The organism is Myroides profundi (genome assembly GCF_000833025.1).
GTDB lineage: Bacteria > Bacteroidota > Bacteroidia > Flavobacteriales > Flavobacteriaceae > Flavobacterium > Flavobacterium profundi_A.
Genome location: NZ_CP010817.1, coordinates 2,901,251 through 2,920,849, shown reverse-complemented (window position 1 = coordinate 2,920,849; position 19,599 = coordinate 2,901,251). Strand labels below are relative to the sequence as shown.

At 33.4% G+C, this 19,599-nt stretch carries 23 protein-coding genes; 11 read left to right on the top strand and 12 right to left on the bottom strand.

Translation table 11 applies throughout. The annotated features are described in order from the left end of the window. The first annotated feature begins 360 nt into the window (after positions 1 to 360). The 7 genes from MPR_RS12895 to MPR_RS12865 all read left to right on the top strand — a co-directional run bounded on the left by MPR_RS12895 (position 361) and on the right by MPR_RS12865 (position 5,638). Positions 361 to 1,770 carry a M1 aminopeptidase family protein gene (locus tag MPR_RS12895; protein ID WP_041893198.1) on the top strand — a complete coding sequence of 470 codons (1,410 nt, stop codon included), beginning with the start codon at positions 361 to 363 and terminating at the stop codon, positions 1,768 to 1,770. 116 nt (positions 1,771 to 1,886) lie between these two features. After that, positions 1,887 to 2,684 carry a class I SAM-dependent methyltransferase gene (locus tag MPR_RS12890; RefSeq protein WP_041893197.1) on the top strand — a complete coding sequence of 266 codons (798 nt, stop codon included), beginning with the start codon at positions 1,887 to 1,889 and terminating at the stop codon, positions 2,682 to 2,684. A gap of 345 nt (positions 2,685 to 3,029) precedes the next feature. Next, entirely contained in the window at positions 3,030 to 3,596 is a 567-nt protein-coding gene (locus MPR_RS12885) for an AAA family ATPase (protein WP_041893196.1), read from the top strand. Continuing rightward, the gene (locus MPR_RS12880) at positions 3,574 to 4,095 is read left to right on the top strand and encodes a GNAT family N-acetyltransferase (RefSeq protein ID WP_041893194.1); all 522 of its coding nucleotides are present in this window, start codon (positions 3,574 to 3,576) and stop codon (positions 4,093 to 4,095) included. Before MPR_RS12885 ends, MPR_RS12880 begins: the two co-directional genes overlap by 23 nt. A 22-nt stretch (positions 4,096 to 4,117) precedes the next feature. Then, complete coding sequence (locus tag MPR_RS12875) at positions 4,118 to 4,678, top strand: Crp/Fnr family transcriptional regulator (RefSeq protein WP_006258565.1); 561 nt, start codon at positions 4,118 to 4,120, stop codon at positions 4,676 to 4,678. Positions 4,679 to 4,738: 60 nt separating this feature from the next. Beyond that, positions 4,739 to 5,071, top strand: coding sequence for a DMT family transporter (locus MPR_RS12870; protein ID WP_006258563.1), 333 nt, complete (start codon positions 4,739 to 4,741; stop codon positions 5,069 to 5,071). A 15-nt stretch (positions 5,072 to 5,086) separates the two neighbouring features. Then, positions 5,087 to 5,638 (top strand): DUF4269 domain-containing protein, encoded by a 552-nt coding sequence (locus tag MPR_RS12865; RefSeq protein WP_041893192.1) that lies wholly within the window; start codon positions 5,087 to 5,089, stop codon positions 5,636 to 5,638. A 180-nt stretch (positions 5,639 to 5,818) separates the two neighbouring features. On the opposite strand, the gene MPR_RS12860 is transcribed toward MPR_RS12865, so the two are convergent. Then, complete coding sequence (locus MPR_RS12860) at positions 5,819 to 6,295, bottom strand: hypothetical protein (RefSeq protein WP_041893190.1); 477 nt, start codon at positions 6,293 to 6,295, stop codon at positions 5,819 to 5,821. A 165-nt stretch (positions 6,296 to 6,460) separates the two neighbouring features. Here MPR_RS12860 and MPR_RS12855 point away from each other — a divergent pair, with 165 nt between their 5' ends. Together MPR_RS12855 and MPR_RS12850 are read left to right on the top strand one after the other, a co-directional pair. After that, positions 6,461 to 8,422, top strand: a complete 1,962-nt coding sequence (locus tag MPR_RS12855; protein ID WP_041893189.1) for a tetratricopeptide repeat-containing sensor histidine kinase — start codon at positions 6,461 to 6,463, stop codon at positions 8,420 to 8,422. Next, positions 8,415 to 9,047, top strand: a complete 633-nt coding sequence (locus tag MPR_RS12850; RefSeq protein WP_041893187.1) for a response regulator — start codon at positions 8,415 to 8,417, stop codon at positions 9,045 to 9,047. The genes MPR_RS12855 and MPR_RS12850 overlap by 8 nt, the downstream gene beginning before the upstream one ends. Positions 9,048 to 9,094: 47 nt before the next feature. On the opposite strand, the gene MPR_RS12845 is transcribed toward MPR_RS12850, so the two are convergent. The 7 genes from MPR_RS12845 to MPR_RS12815 form a co-directional block, all read right to left on the bottom strand. Continuing rightward, a complete protein-coding gene (locus MPR_RS12845; RefSeq protein WP_041893185.1) occupies positions 9,095 to 9,823 on the bottom strand; it encodes an FAD-binding oxidoreductase in 729 nt (242 codons plus the stop codon). Positions 9,824 to 10,025: 202 nt separating this feature from the next. Then, complete coding sequence (locus tag MPR_RS12840) at positions 10,026 to 10,883, bottom strand: AraC family transcriptional regulator (RefSeq protein WP_041893184.1); 858 nt, start codon at positions 10,881 to 10,883, stop codon at positions 10,026 to 10,028. A gap of 175 nt (positions 10,884 to 11,058) precedes the next feature. Next, positions 11,059 to 11,814 carry a triose-phosphate isomerase gene (gene tpiA / locus MPR_RS12835; RefSeq protein ID WP_041893182.1) on the bottom strand — a complete coding sequence of 252 codons (756 nt, stop codon included), beginning with the start codon at positions 11,812 to 11,814 and terminating at the stop codon, positions 11,059 to 11,061. Position 11,815: 1 nt separating this feature from the next. Continuing rightward, positions 11,816 to 12,400, bottom strand: a complete 585-nt coding sequence (locus tag MPR_RS12830) for a TlpA family protein disulfide reductase (RefSeq protein ID WP_006258552.1) — start codon at positions 12,398 to 12,400, stop codon at positions 11,816 to 11,818. A 24-nt stretch (positions 12,401 to 12,424) separates the two neighbouring features. Then, on the bottom strand, positions 12,425 to 13,501 hold the full coding sequence (locus MPR_RS12825) for an ABC transporter permease (RefSeq protein WP_041893181.1): 1,077 nt from the start codon (positions 13,499 to 13,501) through the stop codon (positions 12,425 to 12,427). A 12-nt stretch (positions 13,502 to 13,513) separates the two neighbouring features. Next, a complete protein-coding gene (locus tag MPR_RS12820) occupies positions 13,514 to 14,614 on the bottom strand; it encodes a BT_3928 family protein (RefSeq protein ID WP_041893179.1) in 1,101 nt (366 codons plus the stop codon). A 28-nt stretch (positions 14,615 to 14,642) separates the two neighbouring features. Beyond that, positions 14,643 to 15,188, bottom strand: coding sequence for a DUF1599 domain-containing protein (locus MPR_RS12815; RefSeq protein ID WP_041893178.1), 546 nt, complete (start codon positions 15,186 to 15,188; stop codon positions 14,643 to 14,645). Positions 15,189 to 15,313: 125 nt separating this feature from the next. On the opposite strand from MPR_RS12815, the gene folP reads away from it, so the two are divergent. Beyond that, on the top strand, positions 15,314 to 16,138 hold the full coding sequence (gene folP, locus MPR_RS12810) for a dihydropteroate synthase (RefSeq protein WP_041893176.1): 825 nt from the start codon (positions 15,314 to 15,316) through the stop codon (positions 16,136 to 16,138). Further along, the gene (locus MPR_RS12805; protein ID WP_025124730.1) at positions 16,135 to 16,743 is read left to right on the top strand and encodes a hypothetical protein; all 609 of its coding nucleotides are present in this window, start codon (positions 16,135 to 16,137) and stop codon (positions 16,741 to 16,743) included. Before folP ends, MPR_RS12805 begins: the two co-directional genes overlap by 4 nt. A gap of 137 nt (positions 16,744 to 16,880) precedes the next feature. Here the strand turns inward: MPR_RS12805 and rlmH are convergent, their stop codons facing one another. The 4 genes from rlmH to MPR_RS12785 all read right to left on the bottom strand — a co-directional run bounded on the left by rlmH (position 16,881) and on the right by MPR_RS12785 (position 19,599). Further along, entirely contained in the window at positions 16,881 to 17,354 is a 474-nt protein-coding gene (rlmH, locus tag MPR_RS12800; RefSeq protein WP_006265824.1) for a 23S rRNA (pseudouridine(1915)-N(3))-methyltransferase RlmH, read from the bottom strand. 140 nt (positions 17,355 to 17,494) lie between these two features. Beyond that, the gene (locus MPR_RS12795; RefSeq protein ID WP_041893175.1) at positions 17,495 to 18,196 is read right to left on the bottom strand and encodes a hypothetical protein; all 702 of its coding nucleotides are present in this window, start codon (positions 18,194 to 18,196) and stop codon (positions 17,495 to 17,497) included. Positions 18,197 to 18,204: 8 nt separating this feature from the next. Further along, entirely contained in the window at positions 18,205 to 18,894 is a 690-nt protein-coding gene (locus MPR_RS12790) for a hypothetical protein (RefSeq protein WP_041893174.1), read from the bottom strand. Positions 18,895 to 18,900: 6 nt separating this feature from the next. After that, positions 18,901 to 19,599 (bottom strand): hypothetical protein, encoded by a 699-nt coding sequence (locus tag MPR_RS12785; protein WP_041893172.1) that lies wholly within the window; start codon positions 19,597 to 19,599, stop codon positions 18,901 to 18,903.

Here is a 19,599-nt window from a genome sequence, read left to right as displayed (position 1 = left end):
ATCCTTGGACAATTCATGGACAATACCTAGAGAATGGTGGAGGAAAGAGATGGTTAGTCGAAGGATGCTCCTTTTATTATCCAGCTATTGTTCTTGAATTAGCTTTTGTGATTCTATTGTAGTAGGATAGAATTGTATAGAGAAATAGTCATGAAGATGTGTCAGGATGTGTTTAGAAAAATAGAATAATACTAGAACTATTGAATGTGTGCTTATAATGAACTATAGGTTTAATTATGTTATTCAGACCTTATAATTCTTTAGAGTAAGCTATTTGTTTGATTAATAGTATAACTTTTTGATTATTAAGGGGGTGTTTTTTATTATCTTGTAACTTACTAAACATACCTATACTATATTATGAAAAAAGCATATTTGCTAGTACTGATATTCCTTACATCAATGTATTTGTTTGCTCAAGAAAATGCACCTTTAATCACGGGAAAAGTTAATATTTCTATTAAAGAGGGAACCTTTGAATGTGACTTGACTTTATCAGATATTCCGCAGTTAAAGAACTATTATATTCGTTTAAACTCAGGCATGAATCCTTTACACTTTAGAAGTAAGGAACCAAATGACTTTTTAATTTATGCAGATAAATCAGTTACAGATTCAACTTCAACAGGGGAAACATTAGCTTACTATTTTGCAGATAATACTAAGAGTGGCAAGTTTCTACCTAAATCTTTGCAGATAAGATATGTAGGTAAATTTCCTGTAGCTACTGATACTATTGAGAATTATAGTAGAGAGGATTGGAGAGGGAATATAGCTTTTAATAATTATTCTGTTAGAGCAGACGGGAATCAATCTGGTTGGTATCCTGTTTTATATGATATAGATAAGGATGTGGTTTATGATAGGGTAAAATATGATATTGAATTAATATGTAAGGACTGTACTACGCTTTATGTTAATGGAAATATACCTGTGAATGGCCAAGCTCATCGATTTAAAAGTGATGTGCCTCAAGAATTAGCTATTTTTAGTGGAGATTATAAATATTTAAAAGTTGATAATACCTATTTATTAAATCCCGATATTGCTGAAAGTCAAATAAAAGAATTCGGCCATTTGATAGAATCATTTAAAAAATATTATACTACTAATATCGGTATTCCATTTGAACAAGAAACGGTATTTATAAATACTACACCTACTTCTAAGAATGATGCTTGGATGTTTGTAGCTTATCCTAGTATATATACTATTGGTTGGGGAGATAATGGATTGAAAAGTATTTTTAACCCTAAGATACAGAATTGGTTTAGACCTTTTATTGCGCATGAGTTAGGGCATTATTATTTTGGGACCTATAAGGTGTTTAATGCAGAGTTAGGAGATATGATGAGTGAAGGATTTGCAGAATATCTATCTTGGCAATTAACTAAGGATGTTTTAGGTAAGGATGTTTATAAAGGGATAGTATCTAGAAAGATAGAAGCATTAGATAAGTTTAAAGAGGTTGTTATTCCGTTTGGTAAAATAAAGTCTCAAGAAGAGTATTTAGATAGGGAGCTGTATGTGTATTCCTATGCACCTTTGTTATTTGAGGCGATACGAAAAGAAATCGGAGATAAACAGATGTGGAGTTGGTTAAGAAATATTCTTATGACAAAGACTGATTTTACAAACTACGATTTTCTGTGTTCTACATTAAAGGACACAATTAAGGATGATAAGAAGTTTGAAGAAATTAAAACAAAGTATTTTGAAGGGAAAAACTCTATAAATAATGCTGTTGATGTAATAAAAAAAGAGTTGTAATTCTAAAATTATACTAATGGTCTCTGTATATCCTTAAAATACACCATCTCAGTAGATGATTTGTAAATTGGAATTATTATTTTTAGCTTTCTTAAAATAGAAAGAGTAAACTGATCATGGATACAAATAATAACTATATAGAGATCAATAAAAAAACTTGGAATGAGAAGGTGGCTTTGCACGTAGATTCTGAGTTCTATAATATGAAAGATTTTTTGGCAGGGGAGACTTCTCTAAATGAGATAGAGTTAAACTTGTTAGGAGATGTTAGAGGGAAGAAGATTCTTCATTTACAATGTCACTTTGGACAAGATACGCTTTCGTTAGCTAGAATGGGAGCAGATGTAACAGGTGTAGATCTGTCTGATAAAGCTGTAGAAAAGGGGAGTGAACTAGCTCAACAGTTAGGACTAGATGCTCGATTTATTTGTAGTGATGTGTATAAATTACCAGAGGTGTTAGAAGAGCAGTTTGATATCGTATATACCAGTTATGGAGTGATAGGTTGGTTACCAGATATGAATAAATGGGCTGAGGTAGTTTCTAAGTTTGTCAAACCAGGAGGTAAGTTTGTTTTTGTAGAGTTTCATCCTTTAATTTGGATGTATGACTACGATTTTACTAAGATAGAGTACTCTTATTTTAATATAGAGCCTATCGTAGAGACAGAGACAGGTACCTACGCAGATAAGACTGCTGATGCTGAGTTTGGTAGTGTAAGTTGGAATCACAGTATCGCTGATGTTGTGCAGGGATTGGTTAATAATCAATTGCAAATAAATACCTTCGAAGAACATAACTATTCTCCTTACCCTTGTTTTAATCAGGTGGTAGAGATAGCACCTAAGAAGTATCAGATTAAACCTTTTGGGGATAAAGCTCCTTTAGTATATGCTATCGTAGCAAGGAAGTAAGTATGACACGGATTATATATATGAGATAATAGAGTATAATCCGTGCCTATAGTTGAGTCTATATATAGCGTATATTATAGTGTAAAGTAAATAGGATGTGGAGTGTAAATCTATATCCATAGTGAGGTGGTAATGTGTTTGTTTTTTTTGGATTAGGATATTTTGAGTAAATTTGCCTTACTACATTAAGGTTATCTTCTATCTTAATGACTTCATTTTTAGAAAAGTGTGTAGGTACTACTACAGTGATTGCTTTTCGTTTTTCCTAAGAATACAAGTATCAGTAAAAACAGTTTTGCTCTTGTTGAGGTTATCAATAAGAGTGAGTAATACCATATTATATACATGAACATACCACGATTCTATATATTTACAGGAGGCCCAGGTAGCGGAAAAACGACGTTACTTCATGCCTTAGAAGTTCAAGGATATACCGTAATGCCTGAAGTGGGGAGGGCTATTATCCAGCGCGAACAAGCTTTGGGTAGTGATGTACTGCCTTGGGAGAATAAACAATTATTTTGTGAAGCGATGTTGTCTCAGTCTATTTATGATTATGAACATTGTATAACGGATGAGGTTATATTATGGGACAGAGGGATACTCGATAGCATAGGCTATGCCGTATTAGAAGGATTAGATATAAGTGAGGCACAGCATAGTATCGCCTCCAGTCTTCCCTATATGCCAACTGTCTTTATCTTACCTCCATGGGAAGAAATATATACGCAAGACAAAGAGCGCAAACAGGATATGGAGGTAGCTAGGGCAACTTATGAGACAATGAAAACAACGTATCAACGATATGGTTATAATCTAATAGAGGTACCTAAAGGGACAGTAGATGAACGCGTAACCTTCGTAATGAATCAATTAAAGAAAGAAGAAAATGAAAGAAATAATAGAGACTGATAGAGTGATAATTCGCCCTTTAGAAGAAGGAGATGTAGAGGGAATATTGGCTTTAGACGGAGATATCCGAGTGTTAGAGTTCTTAGGTAAGAAACCGATAGGGACTAAAGAAGAGGCGCTAGGTGTAATCAGATTTATTCGTCAGCAATACGAAGACTTCGGCATCGGAAGATGGGCTGTGATAGAGAAAGAAACGAATACTTTTATCGGGTGGACAGGATTTAAGTATTTAAAAGACGGACCTAGTGGAGTGGCAGAATACTTAGATTTAGGATACCGCTTTATCTACGAGGCATGGGGTAAGGGATATGCTACTGAGGCTGCAGAAGCATGCTTAGTATATGCAGACAAATATTTGACAACATTACCAATACATGCTAGTTCTGAAGTAGGGAATGACGGCTCTAGACATGTGTTAGAAAAAGTAGGTTTTAAAGTAGTCGATACATTTTTAGATGAAGGTGTGCCAAATTTTTGGTATATTAGACTTAAGAAATAAAAGGCTATAACGAAGGAACGCTATGAATATGTTAATTAGATTATTCGAGCAATATGGGTATTTATCACCAATGTGTAAAGAGGCTTTGGAGAAAAATACTCAGATATTTTATAAGAGAAAAGGGGAGTACTTACTAAAAAAAGGACAACTGTCAGGTAGTCTTTATGTTTTAGAAGAAGGCTTTGTGCGTGGATTCTATATGCATAATGATCAAGAGATAGATGTATGGTTTGCTTTTGAACAAACGATCATGGGATCTACTTATCAGATGTATAAGAGCAAGGCTTCTCTTGAGTTTATACAATGTATGGAAGACTGTGTGGTACATGCGATTCCAAACCAAGTTATATTTCGCTTTTTTAAAGAATATCCTGAGTTGAACTTGATTTTAAGACGCTCTACAGAAGATTATTGTTTACAGTTAGAAGATAGAGCTTTTCAACTACAGACCATGTCTGCTACAGAGCGATACCACAGATTATTAAAAGATCTAGGGAGTGATGTGAATAGAATTCCTTTAGGAAATATCGCATCTTATCTAGGGATCTCCCAAGAAACACTGAGCAGAATCAGAAGAATTTGACATATATCAAAAAAGTAGCCCTCTGTTGAGGGCTATTTTTGTGGCGTAAATAAATGATATATGAAGAATTTTATCTTTTTAGCAGTAGCTATTGTGTGTGAAGTAATAGGTACTAGTGCTTTAAAAGCATCAGAACAATTTTCTAAATTAGGAGCTAGTGTATTGACAGTATTGATGTATGCGGCTGCATTTTATTGTTTAAGTCAGACTCTTCGCACTATTCCCGTAGGGATAGCGTATGCGATATGGTCAGGAGTAGGTATCGTTTTAGTAACTTTGATAGCGATAGTACTGTATAACCAAAAACCAGATGTACCTGCTGTATTAGGGCTGGGATTGATTATAGCGGGGGTAGTTGTAATCAATGTATTCTCTAAAATGAGTGCACATTAAATAACAGATAGAAAAATGAGTGATATTAATTTTAAAGAGCTGAGTTATCTACGAGAAGGAAACAAGGTACAACAGCGAATAGCTGAGGTACTAGAACAAGGATTAGTAATGGATAAGTTACGTAAGTTTGATCCAGTATTAATCGGTACTTTTCCGATAGATATTGCCGTTGAAGGGAGTGATTTAGATATTGCTTGTTGTTATCAGAATAAAGAGGAGTTTATACAAACCGTACAACTTTCGTTTTCGTTTATAGAAGACTATACTTTGACAGAAGCGGAGATAGGAGGTATACCTACTGTAGTAGTCAACTTTACGTTAGAAGAATTTCCGGTAGAGTTGTTCGCTCAACCTAGACCTATAGAAGAACAAAATGGTTATAGACATATGCTCATTGAATATGCCATCTTAAACGAGAAAGGTGATAGCTTCAAGCAAGAAGTAATAAAGCTGAAAAAAGCAGGGATAAAAACGGAGCCTGCTTTTGCACAGTTATTAGGGTTAACCGGCAATCCTTATGATAGCTTATTAGTTTATGGTAATAAGGAGTTAGATAGATATGAATAAAGGAATTGTGGGGTTGATTTATTAGTATATAGTACCTTTTTAAACATAAAATTACCCACTATAGGTACTAACACTTATAGTGGGTAATCGTTAACAAACATCTCATGTAAACATCTTAGACAACTAATAATAAAGATGTTCTAGTAACTAAACAATACTTGAGAAAGTAATAAGAATGTGTTAGAAAGCGTATTGTTTAGAGAAGTCTTTACCATCTCCTGATAAAGTTAGTTCTTCATTAACCAATACTTTTCCTCCTTTTTCTATTTTATAGTTGATTGGTAAACTCTCTCCATAGTTAATAATTTGTACACTATTAGCAAAAGCGTTGATAGGCTCAGTAGTTTCGATTACATACGTTTTAGTACCAGCACCGAAGTCGTTCTTCGCTAGACTAATAGCAGACTCACCTGTTCTAACTTTACCGTTTACTTTCCATACATCTGTCTTTCCGCTAAGTGTTCCTCCTGCATAAGTTAGAGAAACAAAATCATTCTCACCAACATTAGTTAAGGATACTGTGACTTTGTAAGTATTCTTTTCTAAAGCTGGACTGTCAGTGCTATTATCATCACTACTACAAGCTGTAGTAGCTAAGCCTAATGTTAAAACGGCTAATACACTTAAAAAAGCAGTTTTTAATTTTGAGTTTTTCATGTTTTTTGTTTTGTTTTATATGTGAGTTACAAATATCAGTAGATTGGCTTTTTATGACAATCACAGAATACCATGAATCTGTTTCTAATGGTTTACCATTAATTTTTGAATAGTAAATGATGAATGTGTTTTTATTGTGATATTTGTACTTTAATACATGATTCTATGTTGAAAAATCTTTATCTACTTGTTTCCTTTACTTTATTCATTTCTTTTAGTTATGGTCAGCAGCTATTACCTTTAGATGAAGAAGGTTACTTCAGAGAAATAAATGAACAAATCAAGACTAGTAAGAGTGAAAAAAATCGTTTAGAGCATTATTTGCTTTTAGCAGAGTTTTATGCTCCTACAGATAGTGTGAACAGTAAGGAAGCGCTGACTAAGGTATTGTCTTCGCCTCATAAGCATTTGTTATCTAAAGGCGTGATAGCGTATTATCAAGGGATTTATGAGACTAATCAAGGGAGTAAAAGCAAAGCGAAACAATATTATGAAGAGGCGATTAAAGAGCTGAAGGAGGATAAGGAAAATGTAGATGTTTTAATTCGAAGTTGGTATAACTACGCATATGTGCAAGTAGAGGATAAAGGGTATGAAGTCTTACTAAAAATGCTGACAGAGAAGTGTATTCCATTAAGTGAAAAGGCAGGAAATAAGTTATATTTAGCTTATGCTAATACGCAAGTAGGGTTGACCTTTATGTCAGTGGGACAATTTGATAAAGCAGAAGAGTACCACTTTAAAGCTTTAGAGGTATTAAAAGAATTGCCTGAAGAGGGAACTATTCACTTGATTACTTATTTTAATTTAGTGAGTAATTATTGTTATCAGGCTAATAGCACTGCAGCTAAGATCTATTTAGATAAAGCTACTCAACTGTTAGAACAATACCCTAATTCGAGACAGTATCCCAATTATTATTATCAATTAGCAATGTATCACACCACTAGACAGGAATATAAACCTGCTCTAGTGAGTTTAAATAAAGGAATAGAACTCTCTAAGCAAATGAAGCAACCTAAGCTTACTCAAATGCTTTATTTCCGCGTTTATAATGTGTATTTGATGCAGAGTGATTACGAGGGAGCTAAACTTATCTTAGAGCAGATCTTAAAGGATAATATCTTGAGTAAAGAAGCTGTTAATCGCAAAATAACTTTTACGCAGTTAGCAGCCGTTAATGAGGTGTTAGGCGATTATAAAGAAGCTTATCAATGGATGAAAAAATCAAGTGTATTAGGAGATAGCCTTCAACAACAAAAGCTGTTGGAAAAGATGAACGAATTAGAGATTATACACGATACTCATGATAAGGAGCAGACAATTAACCAATTAATACAAGAAAAGAAGGAAGATGCTTTGATTGCTAAAAATAGAAATATGCGTATGTTGTTTTTAGTAATAGGGCTAGTACTAAGTGTAATCATAGCCATATTAGCTTTTCGAAATTATAAAAATCAACAAAAGCTAAATCAACAGATCAGCATAAGCCATCAACAAGATTTGATAAACTTAGAGAATAAGCGAAAATACGAAGCTTCTCAGGCTGTATTAAAAGGGGAAGAACAAGAAAGACAACGCATTGCTCAAGATCTACACGATAGCATGGGAGGAATGTTAGCGAATATAAGGATGTCTATTTCTTCTACAGAGACAAGTGAGTCTAGTGGACTATTAGCTAAAATAGATAAGTCTATCATAGAAATGAGGAGGATATCTAGAAACCTAATGCCTGAGACACTAAAGAATTTAGGATTAGAAATTGCTTTAAAAGAATTGTGTGAATCTATGACGTATGAAAAAATGAGTATTCAGTTCGAAGCATTTACTATCAGTACCACTATTCCTTTTCAGACACAATTAGTTTTGTATCGCATAGCACAGGAAGGATTAAGTAATATAATTAAATATGCTCAAGCAGATAATGTGATTGTACAGATTAGTCAAAACGAAGACTTATTGACTCTGACAATAGAGGATGATGGAGTAGGATTTGACACTACCAAGGTAGTATATGGATTAGGGATTAAAAATATGGAAAGCAGAGTACAGTTAATTAATGGAACATTAAGTATAGACTCTCAAAAAGGACAAGGAACAACGATAAATGTAGAATGTAATGTGTAATAAGGATATAATCACGTTAGCGATAGTAGATGATCATCCAATGATATTAGAAGGCTTAAAATCATTGTTCCAAGTAGATGAGAAATATCAATTATTCTTTTTCAGTAGTGGAGAAGCAATAGTAGATTTTGTACAGAAGAATAAAGTAGATGTGGTATTACTAGATATAGTACTCAACGATGGCAGTGGATTAGATTTCTGTAAGGTGATTAAACAGAAATCCCCTAATATTGTTATTATAGGAATAAGCAATCAGGAAGAGAGAAGTATTATCTTTCGATTTTTAGAGAATGGAGGTAATGGATATATTCTGAAGAATGCTGACGCTAAAGAAATAGTCGAATGTGTAGAAAGAGCTATTAATGGAGAGTTAGCATTGAGTAAGAAAGTACAAGAGATTATGTTGACTCAATTATCTAATCCTGTAGAATTGCCTCGACTGACTAAAAGAGAACAGCAGGTACTACAAGCTATATCTAATGGATTGACTTCTGCAGAAATAGCGGATAAACTGTTTATTTCGATAATTACTGTGGAGACGCATAGGCGAAATCTACTACAGAAATTTAAAGCAAAGAATATGTTTGAACTTGTAAAAATAGCTACAGAGAATAAGTTAATCTGATTTATTCTCCGTAGCGGTTGTTTATTGAGTTAGTTAAGTTTGCTATTTTATAAGCCTATTTTTCCTTCTATCCAGAAAGGCTGTGTAATGATATTGTTAGAAGAGACTCCTTTTGCTCGTAGTGCCTTTCTAAACTTCTGAATACTCTTTCCATTACCCATTAGGTAGAATTGCCCATGAACTAGTTTATTCCAACGGTAAGTATCTATAGATTCTAAATAATCTACTGCAGGGTATACTTCTTTATCATCTGATTTCTCAATATATTCCATATGAGGTAGATGGTCATTGGCATAAGGGATAGAATGATCACTTAACTCAAGTAGACCTTCTAGTTTATGGTTATTCTTTTTCATTTCTTCTTGTAATGCCTGACAGAAGCCAATACAAGTATCGTCTCCATAGAAGAAATGGTAATAGGTGTTCTCATCATAGATATTTAGACCTCTAGGTAAACTAGAAGTGAGTTCAGTACCTACTGTTATATTCTTGAAAAAAGTAGTGCCAGGGCCTTTCGCTTTTTGATGAAATATTACATCAAAGTACCCTTCTTCTTTATTAAAAATGCTAGGAGTGTAATTGCGATATTCTGTGTCTGATATTTGCATTAATATGGCTTGTCCTATTTCATATTTAGAATTAGAAAGGTCAGCTTCAAAACGTATTCTCAATAAGCCATTAGCTAGCTGTTCTTTTTGTGTAACTACTACAGTAACAAACATCTTACTCCATGCAGTCTTTACTATTGTACCTATTAGTTTTGGAATCTTTGGCATTTTCTTCTCTTTTAGTTTTAAGCAAAATTCATTAAAAAGAAGGAATAGGATGTAAAACTAAAATAGGAGAAGATTGGATAAAAGAGGGGAAAGTGTAGAATTAAGAATTAGGAGTTATGTACATCTCTAAATTTAGTTGACTGCTCCCTGTTTTATGTTCTCTTTTTCCTTATAAAAAAAGAGCTTAATTCACAGTATAGAATTAAGCTCTTACAGTATCTCTAAATTGTAGAGGAGTCTGGTAGGTTAGTTTTTTAAACATACGAGAAAAGTACGTATGGTCTTCAAAGCCTAGGTTAAAGGCAATTTCTTTAACAGGTTTGTTGGTGTAATACAGTAAGCGTTTCGCTTCATCTAGTATTGATTTCTTTAACCAATAGCTAACTGTTTGTCCTGTGGTTTTCTTTACACAGTCATTTAGATGTGCTGTTGTAATACTTAATTCATTAGCAAAATAAGAAGGTAGGTTCAGATGTGTCTGGTGTGTGATTAGGCGTTTAAAGTTGCTTGTAATCACTGTTGGTTGTGACTGAGTCCCTAACTCTTTGCTTTGCAAGTTATGTGTTGTTTGAGAACAAATACTATATAGTGCAGTGGAGAATAACCCATTAATGATCTGCATCTTATGTTGGCTATCTGTAGCCGTGTGCTTCTTCATTAATTCAAAAGTAGTAGCAAGCATTTGCATCTCCTCTTCATCTATGTTTAGAAGTTGTTGACTCTCTGGTAGAGTGTATAACAAGTCATTGATATCATTAGGTATTCTATACTCTTGTATACCTAAAAGATAGCCAGTGAAGTCATCGCTAATATATCTAACATTGTGTATTTGATAAGGTTTGACAATAAGTATGTTATTGCGTAAAGCAGTGAATGTCTCCATTTCACAGTCCATTCTCATCTCTCCATTAGTTACAATAGAAATCACATAGTAATCATCTCTATGGGTGTGGTTAATAATAGACTTTTTATGCTCTATATGCGTATGATCTTTTACATAAATACCACCTAAGGCTTTAGGAGACTGGCTATATGTGATAATATCATTAGTTTGAGTCATTATATTGTTATTTAATAGACCACAAATATACTATAATTATTTAGAACCTATTTAAATAGAGTGTAAATACTTTCGTAAAGAGGTGTGAAATAAGGCAATATGCACAAGTTCTCTAATGAAAAAAGGGCATAAACTAGTACTAGTTTATGCCCTTTAAGAATATTATAGAGTGCTATTAATTAGCAGCATTTACGATAGCGACAAAGTCATCAGCTACAAGAGCAGCTCCACCGATAAGACCACCGTCTACATCAGGTTTAGAGAAGATTTCTTGAGCATTGCTAGGTTTAACACTTCCTCCATAAAGAATAGAAGTATTCTCCGCAACAGATTTATCATACTTTCTATCAATTTCTTGACGGATAAAAGCATGTATTTCTTGTGCTTGCTCTGGAGTAGCTGTCATTCCCGTACCAATAGCCCAAACAGGTTCATAAGCAATAACGATATTGCTCCACTGCTCTTTAGTAAGGTGGAATAATCCGTCTCTTAATTGGTTAAAGATAACGTTTAAGAACTGTTTGCTTTCTCTATCTTTTAGTTCTTCTCCTATACAGTAGATAACACGCATATTATGACGTAATGCAGTATTTACTTTATCAGCTAGTACAGCATCAGTTTCATTAAAGTAATGTCTTCTTTCAGAGTGTCCAATGATTACAGTCTCTACACCAATGCTAGTAAGCATTTGAGCAGATATTTCACCTGTGAATGCTCCACCTTCAGCTTGATGCATATTTTGTGCAGCTACTTGTACATTAGTTCCTTCTAAATGTGCTACAGCACTAGCAAGGTTTACAAAAGTAGGAGCTACAATTACTTCAACTTCTTTCCCTGAAGGTAATTTTTCAATTAACTCGTCTAATAGAGTATGCGTTTCAGAATATGTCTTATGCATCTTCCAGTTACCAGCAACGATTGAATGTCTCATATTATTGAATTTTTTTAAGTAAGTCTTTTATTTGATCGAAGTTCTTTTCAGTAGCATTGTATAGTGCTATTTTTCCTTCTTTATCTACTACGATATAGCGAGGAATCCAGTTTAAATCTAGTGATTTACCAAAGTCTCCTTTCATTCCTTTTCCTTCTTTAGAGTAGTAGTGAAGTCCTTCAATACCATATTTTTCAATTGCTTCTTTCCAAGATTCTTCTGTTTTATCAAGAGAAAGATTAACGAATGCTACATTCGTAAACTCTGCTTTAATCTCTTTCATAGTAGGAACCGCTTTGATACAATCAGGACACCAAGCAGCCCATACATCTATAAGGATAGCTTTTCCTTTTTGTTGATCAAGGATTTGTTGAAGTGTAATTGACTTCCCATCTAATTCAGCAAAGTCTTGTTCTAATGCTCTAGAAGCAAATGCAGTTGTATCTTTTACTTGTTCTACTTCTGGTGTAGCAGAAGTCTCCTCTTGTAATGTAGTTGAGATTTCTTCTGTAGTTGTTTCTGCTTTTTCTTTACAAGAAGTAAATACTGCAGCAGCTAGTGCTAATGTTATGAATATTTTTTTCATTGATTCTATTTCTGTTTTATTGTTTTAATTTAACTTGATTCTAGGGTCTAAATAAGCATATATCAAATCTACTAAAATAGTAATGATTACGAAAGAAGAAGAGATAATAAGTACTGCGCCCATAATCACAGGTAAGTCTAGTGTATTCAGTGCATCTACTATTTCTTTACCTAGGCCATTCCACCCAAAGATATATTCTACAAAGACTGCTCCTGCCAGCATTGAGGCAAACCATCCTGATAATGCTGTAACTACAGGATTCAGGGAGTTCTTTAAAGCGTGTTTATAGATAATCTGTGTAGTGCTTAATCCCTTAGCCTTGGCTGTGCGTATATAATCTTGATTAAGTACTTCTAATAGGGTATTTCTCATTAACTGAATTACAACAGCTAAAGGTCTAATACCAAGTACAACAGAAGGTAATATAGCATTCTTTAGCACTAAATGTCTTCCTTCTCCGAAGTCATCAACCTCATAGAGACTTCCAATCATCGGTAGTCCAGTATAACTATGCAGTACATACCCAAATATCCAAGCAAATAAAATAGCACTGAAGAACGAAGGGATACTCATCCCAAAAGTACTTATAATAGCTATTGTTTTGTCTAGCCACGTGTTTTTAAATAGAGCAGAAATAACACCTAGTAGTACACCAATACCCAGGGCAATGCTAATAGCTAATGTTGCTAATAGAATAGTGTTTGGCAAGGTTTCTCCTAATATGGAACTTACTTTCTTACCGCTTTTTTGGAAGCTTTCTCTTAAGTATGGTGTCTTCAACATCAAGTTGTATTGTCCTGTGCTAAATAGGACTGTACCATTGTATTTCTGATCTGTATTAAAACTGTAGTCTCCTTCTGTTTTACTATGTACAGAGATAGGAGATAAGTCATTTAAGTAAAGCAGATATTGCTTTCCTTTAGGTTGATCAAAACCATACTTTTTTTTGATAGCTAATAGTTGTTCTGAGTTTTCATTTTGGTCAAGCATCATTCTAGCCGGATCTCCAGGGAGGATATTAAACAGAAAGAAGACAACAGTAACTACACCAAATAAGGTGAAGAATGCGTATAATAATTTCTTTAAAAAATAACTTAACAAGGTCGTGTAGGCTTATTTTAAGTTTACAGATTCTCTGTCATTCCAATGTTTCTTCTCTACAATAACACCATTTTCTATTACTACAATACTTGGGTTACCACGCTCTATCGTTTTTAGTGTAGTACCATCACATGTATAGTAGTCAAAAGGAAGTTTGTATTTACTAACTACAGATTCTATTAAGTCTTGATTCGAAGCAGTCATACCCGCTACTACATATCCTTTAACAATAGCTTTATTAGCAAAGTCTTTCATCGCTTCTAACCCTTTTTCATCAGCTCTAGTAAGGTCATAAGAAATAAGCATTACTAATTTAGGTTCTGCCATCATCATAGATAGGTGATCAATACCATCTCTATCCATAGTCAAATCATGAATAGGAGGTTGGTATCCTTCAGAGATAAGTTTCTCTTCTCTTCTAAGGTATTTAGCACCTTCGGGTAATTTAGTTAACTCTTTGTCAGAGAACTTGCGCTCTTCACCATTTACATCGTAATAAAATGTTATTTCATAGACTGCTTTTGGAGCATCTTCAGGAATCTCCATTCCTTTTACGATATCAGTACCTACTTTATATACTCTGAAGTCTTTTAAAGGTAAATGGTTCAATACCCAATACCCCATAAAACTACATAGTACTGAAGACAGAATCATTATAATATTGTTAATCTTACCAGAGAAGATAGGTTTTATTACTTGATTATATTTCATGATAATAAGAATCAAGATAAGTAATATAATATCCTTTGTGAAAGATCCCCAAGGTGTTAATGGAACAGCATCCCCAAAACATCCACAATCTGTTACTTTGTTAAAGAATGCAGAGTAGAAGGTAAGGAATGTGAAGAATACAATCATTAAGAACAGTAAAAGAATTGTCAATTTTCGCATATACCCTATTAATAGAGCAACTCCTAATAGTACCTCAGCAATCACAAGAGTCACTGCCAATCCTACGGCATAAGGAGCTAGGAAAGGAATATTTAATACAGCTTCAGAGAAGTATTCTTCTAGCTTATATGAGAACCCCATAGGGTCATTTAGTTTCACTAATCCAGAAAGGATAAATAGTATTCCTACAAATATTCGAGATAATTGAGCAATTATTTTCATAGTTATTTGATTGTATTAGAACAGTGATTTATTGGTTTGGCAAGTCTAAGTGTATCAATGCGAATACAGAATAGTTTAGCATATCTTGATAGTTAGCAGCTATTCCTTCTGATACAATAGTTTTCCCTTTGTTATCTTCAATTTGTTTTACACGCAATAGTTTTTGTAAGATAAGGTCTGTCAATGAACTAACTCTTAAATCACGCCAAGCTTCTCCATAGTCATGGTTTTTATCTTCCATTAATTGTTTTGTCTCAGCTACTTTTTTATCGTACAAAGCAATTGCTTCTTCAGTAGATAAGTCAGGTTGATTCGCAACTCCTATCTCTAAATTGATAAGTGCCATCACACAATAATTGATAATACCAATGAACTCAGGGATTTCTCCTTCATCTACTTTTCTAACCTCATTCTCTTGAATACTTCTAAGGCGTTGTGCTTTTATAAATATTTGATCAGTCAATGAAGGCATTCTAAGGATTCTCCATGCGCATCCATAGTCTTTCATTTTCTTGGTATATAAATCTCTGCATATCGCAATTACTTGATCAAATTGAGTAGAAGTCGTATTCATTTGGATTATATTTGTGTAATATTTTTTCAAAAATACTAATAATACTAACCCTTTGAAAGAGGTAGAAGTATTTTAGCTGTTTTTAATTATATAAAACTACATAAAAAAGTAACGCATTACACACAATGACAATAAATTGTAAAGGAGAATTGATTGATTTAAGTTCTCCAAAAATAATGGGAATATTAAATATCACTCCTAATTCTTTTTTTGATGGAGGAAAGTATAAGTCTGATCTAGCTTTTTTAAACCATGCAGAGCAGATGATAAAGCAAGGTGCTGACTTTATCGATGTGGGAGCGTATTCTAGTAAACCTAGTGCAGAGTATGTCAGTGAAGAAGAAGAGATAGAACGTATCGTACCTATTGTAGAGTTACTTCAAAAAGAGTTCCCGACTATGCACCTTTCTATTGATACCTTTAGAGCAGGTGTGGCTAGAGCTACCATGGCTGCAGGAGCATCTATTATAAATGATATTGCTGCAGGGCATTTAGACGAGCAGATGTTGGCTACTGTAGGGGAGTTACAAGTGCCTTATATTATGATGCACATGAGAGGAACTCCACAGACGATGCAGACGATGACTTCGTATAATGACTTAGTAAAAGAAGTGAAAATATACTTCTCAGAGCGAGTAGCAAAAGCAAGAGAATATAAGATTAACGATATCATACTAGATCCAGGCTTTGGCTTTGCTAAAACATTGGAACAAAATTATGAGCTGATGAGTAAAATGGAGTTGTTATCTTCTTTTGAATTGCCTATTTTAGTAGGTATATCTAGGAAGTCTATGATCTATAAGTTATTTGATATTACTCCTCAAGAGGCATTAAACGGAACGACAGTATTAAATACAGTAGCTTTACAAAAAGGAGCTCATATCTTAAGAGTTCACGATGTGAAAGAGGCTGTACAAACAAGAGAAATAATAAAACAATTGAGTATATGAAAAAAGTGCTACTATTAATACCTGCTTTACTATTATTAGTGAGCTGTAATAAGAAAGAAATGCAATTAAGTAGAGCTTCTTTTATTGTTGAAGAAGGAATAGACGATCATTCACCTATTTACTTTGAAACAGGAGAAGAAGGAAAGAGCTTTAATTTAAATGACGCCAACAGAATTGCTGGTACGAACTATATTGTTTCTGTTCAGCGTGATTTGAATGCTAAAGAAGTATTACAAGAGATAAAGAGAATTAAAGATCACAAATATGCAGAAGACAATATGCATAGAGATGAGAAGGGAGTATATCTAAGTTATGCTGATACACTACACAAGCATCTTTCTCTTTTTCCAATTAAAGACTTAGACTTTGGTTTCGTAGGACCTACTTCTCTAGATAAAGTAGTATATCTAAAAGATGCTAATAACTTCTTAGTAGAAGGTAAGTCAGTGACTAAAGACCAATTAATAGAGGCTATAAAAGATAAAGATAGTCTACAACTAGGAGTGAATAAAGACGTAACATACGAAACTTATTTACAGACCCGTATTTTCTTTGTAGAAAAAGAAGTAGTAGACAAGTTTTTAAAGACAGATTTAATTTATTAGTCGAATCGTGAAACTGTAAAATCGTGAAACCGTTTTTTTGTGAAACTGTCCACTGTAAACCGATTAACTGAAAATGTTAACCGTAAACTGTTCACTGATTACTGTAAACTGTTCACCGTTTACCGTAAACTAAAAACCTACTCGTGATGATAAGGTTCATTGCGCAGGATAGTGAATCCTCTATAAATCTGTTCGATAATAAATAAACGAATCATCTGATGGGAAAATGTCATTCTAGAAAGTGATATTTTCCCTTTTGCATTTTTATACACGTCCTCTGAGAAACCATAAGGCCCTCCGATAACGAATACTAAGGTCTTGATACCAGAGTTCATCTTTTTTTGTAGCTCATCAGCGAAGCCAATGCTAGTAAACTCTTTTCCTTTATCATCTAGTAAGATTAGCTGATCAGTAGGGCCTATCTTAGATAAGATTAGTTCCCCCTCTTTTTGTTTCTGCTGATCTTCAGACATATTCTTCGCATTCTTGATATCAGGAATTACCTCTAGGTCAAACTTTACATAAAAAGACAATCTCTTCATATATTCATCCATTAACGTTTGTAATGGTTTACTGTCTGTCTTTCCTATTGCAAGTAATTTGATATTCATCTGTCTGATTTATTTTTTGCAAAAGTAGTTTTTTTATAGAAAATAGCACACTGTCTAAGGTGTATTTATAGCCAATGTAATACTAGGTTGCAGATGTACAACGCAATTTTAGTGATTAATGCGATCATAGTAAGGTGTGTTTAAGTTAGTTGGTGTCGTTGAATGGAATGGTGTATCTCTTTGCGCATAAAGGGTATAAATACAAAAAGAGAGATATAAACCCACAGTATTAATAAGGTTATCAAAAAGGAGGTTAGAATAAGAAAACTAATCGATGAAATATAGTTTTGTAATAGATTAATCAGATTAAAAGAAGGAGCTATAACTAGTATTACAGGGCCTCCAAGAGCCATAGTAGCCACTCTAGTTAAATACCACTTCTTATTGCTTTCTTTATTGATCTGTTTGAGTTCTATCTGCCATCTGATTCCCATACCTATAAAGCCTAAAAGAAGTATAAAAGATGTGATTATAAATATTTCTAAATAGTAATTAGGCAGAGTTAAACCAATAGCGAAACTCAATAAAAATATAGCTAGTGAAACAATTATTTTAGGAATGGTGAAGAAACTTAATAAGACTTTATACATCTGTTTTAAGTAACTATTCGTTGCCAATTTTATTTTAGAGTCTACTACATCACTAAACCCAAATACCCCAAACTTCTTAAACTCTCTGTCTAACACTGTTTCAAAAGTAAGTGAACCATCCTCTCTCCATTGAGACTCTATTCCATTAGCTAAGTGATCGACTAGCTCCAGTTCGATATCATAATATTCTACATAGTGCTTCTTTACGAAAGTGTGTAGAGCTTGTATTTGGTCAGTAGATAGTGTTGTCATAACAGTAGTTATAGGGTGTTAAACTTCTTGATAGTAGCTTCTTTTTCTAGTTTGAGCTTAGGAGATATAACATTGTATGTGATGTATATCCAGAGTCCTACGAATAAGATAAGTACACTTGATAACACAATAGACTTATCAGCTATAAATCTTCCAAAATAATACGTGATGTATAGAGCAGATAAAGGAAATGCTATTACAGATAATCTTATTCTATCCATAAACCACTTCTTTTGAGTCGCTTTATGAAGCTTTTTAATTTGAGCCGCCTCTACGATAAAATAAATAAAAACAAGAGGCATTAGACTCCATATAATCACAGATATTATATCTCTATTCTCAAACATAGTTGATAGATAACTAAGTGATGTATATATGATATAAAAGAGTGCACTCGTTAAGAGTAATTTAGGCCAATGCAGGAAGCGCAGAACTTCTTTTAGAATAATGCCAAGATAAAAATACGTAAGACTATTCTCCTTCTTCTCAATGATTGTACTAAACCCAAATATCCCAAACTTCTTAAACTCTCTGTCTAACGCTGTTTCAAAAGGAAGTGAACCATCCTCTCTCCATTGAGATTCTATTCCATTGGCTAAGTGATCGACTAGCTCCAGTTCGATATCATAGTATTCTACATAGTGCTTCTTTACGAAAGTGTGTAGAGCTTGTATTTGGTCAGTAGTAAGTGTTTTCATAAGTGTCTAGTTAATAGTTTTTAATATTCTATCTCTTTCATTTTGGTAGGTTGGCTTGATGATATTAAGACCTACATAGATACTAAGTATAGTTAAGGTTAAACCCGAAGCCATTAATAAACAATCCCCTATAGAGTCATAAGTAGTAGGTAGGTTAAAGAGCCTTTTACCCTGCATAATGATATTAAAGAAGATTGTATTTGAGAGTAACGAAAAACTCATAACAGATGAATAAGTACTGTCTAATAGTAGTTTTGCCTTCACTTTTTTGCGTAACAATAAATCTTTTGCATAGCTATAAAAGAATACAATAACTGGGCTCATTATAAATATCATTGTTAAGAATTTAAATTCTTGACCTATCCAATGAAGTAATGCTGTAATTAGTAATACTATAGCTAAAACTGTAACTATTAAAGGAAATGTGAAAAACTCTTTTAAAGATTTAAAAAACATATGTTTATATTCTCTGAACTTTTGTTTTTCTCTACTTTCTTGAATAGATAAGAATTTATAAGAACCAAAGTTTTCATATTCTTTAGCTAATAGATATTCTAAGTTATTATTGTCACCTTCAGACCATTTCTCTTCTATAGAAGAAGCTAGATGATCAGTAAGTTCTTCTATTATTTCGTAATACTTCACATCTTTACTGATGATAAAATCTTTTATCTCTTTTATTTGATCAATAGTAAGTGTTTTCAT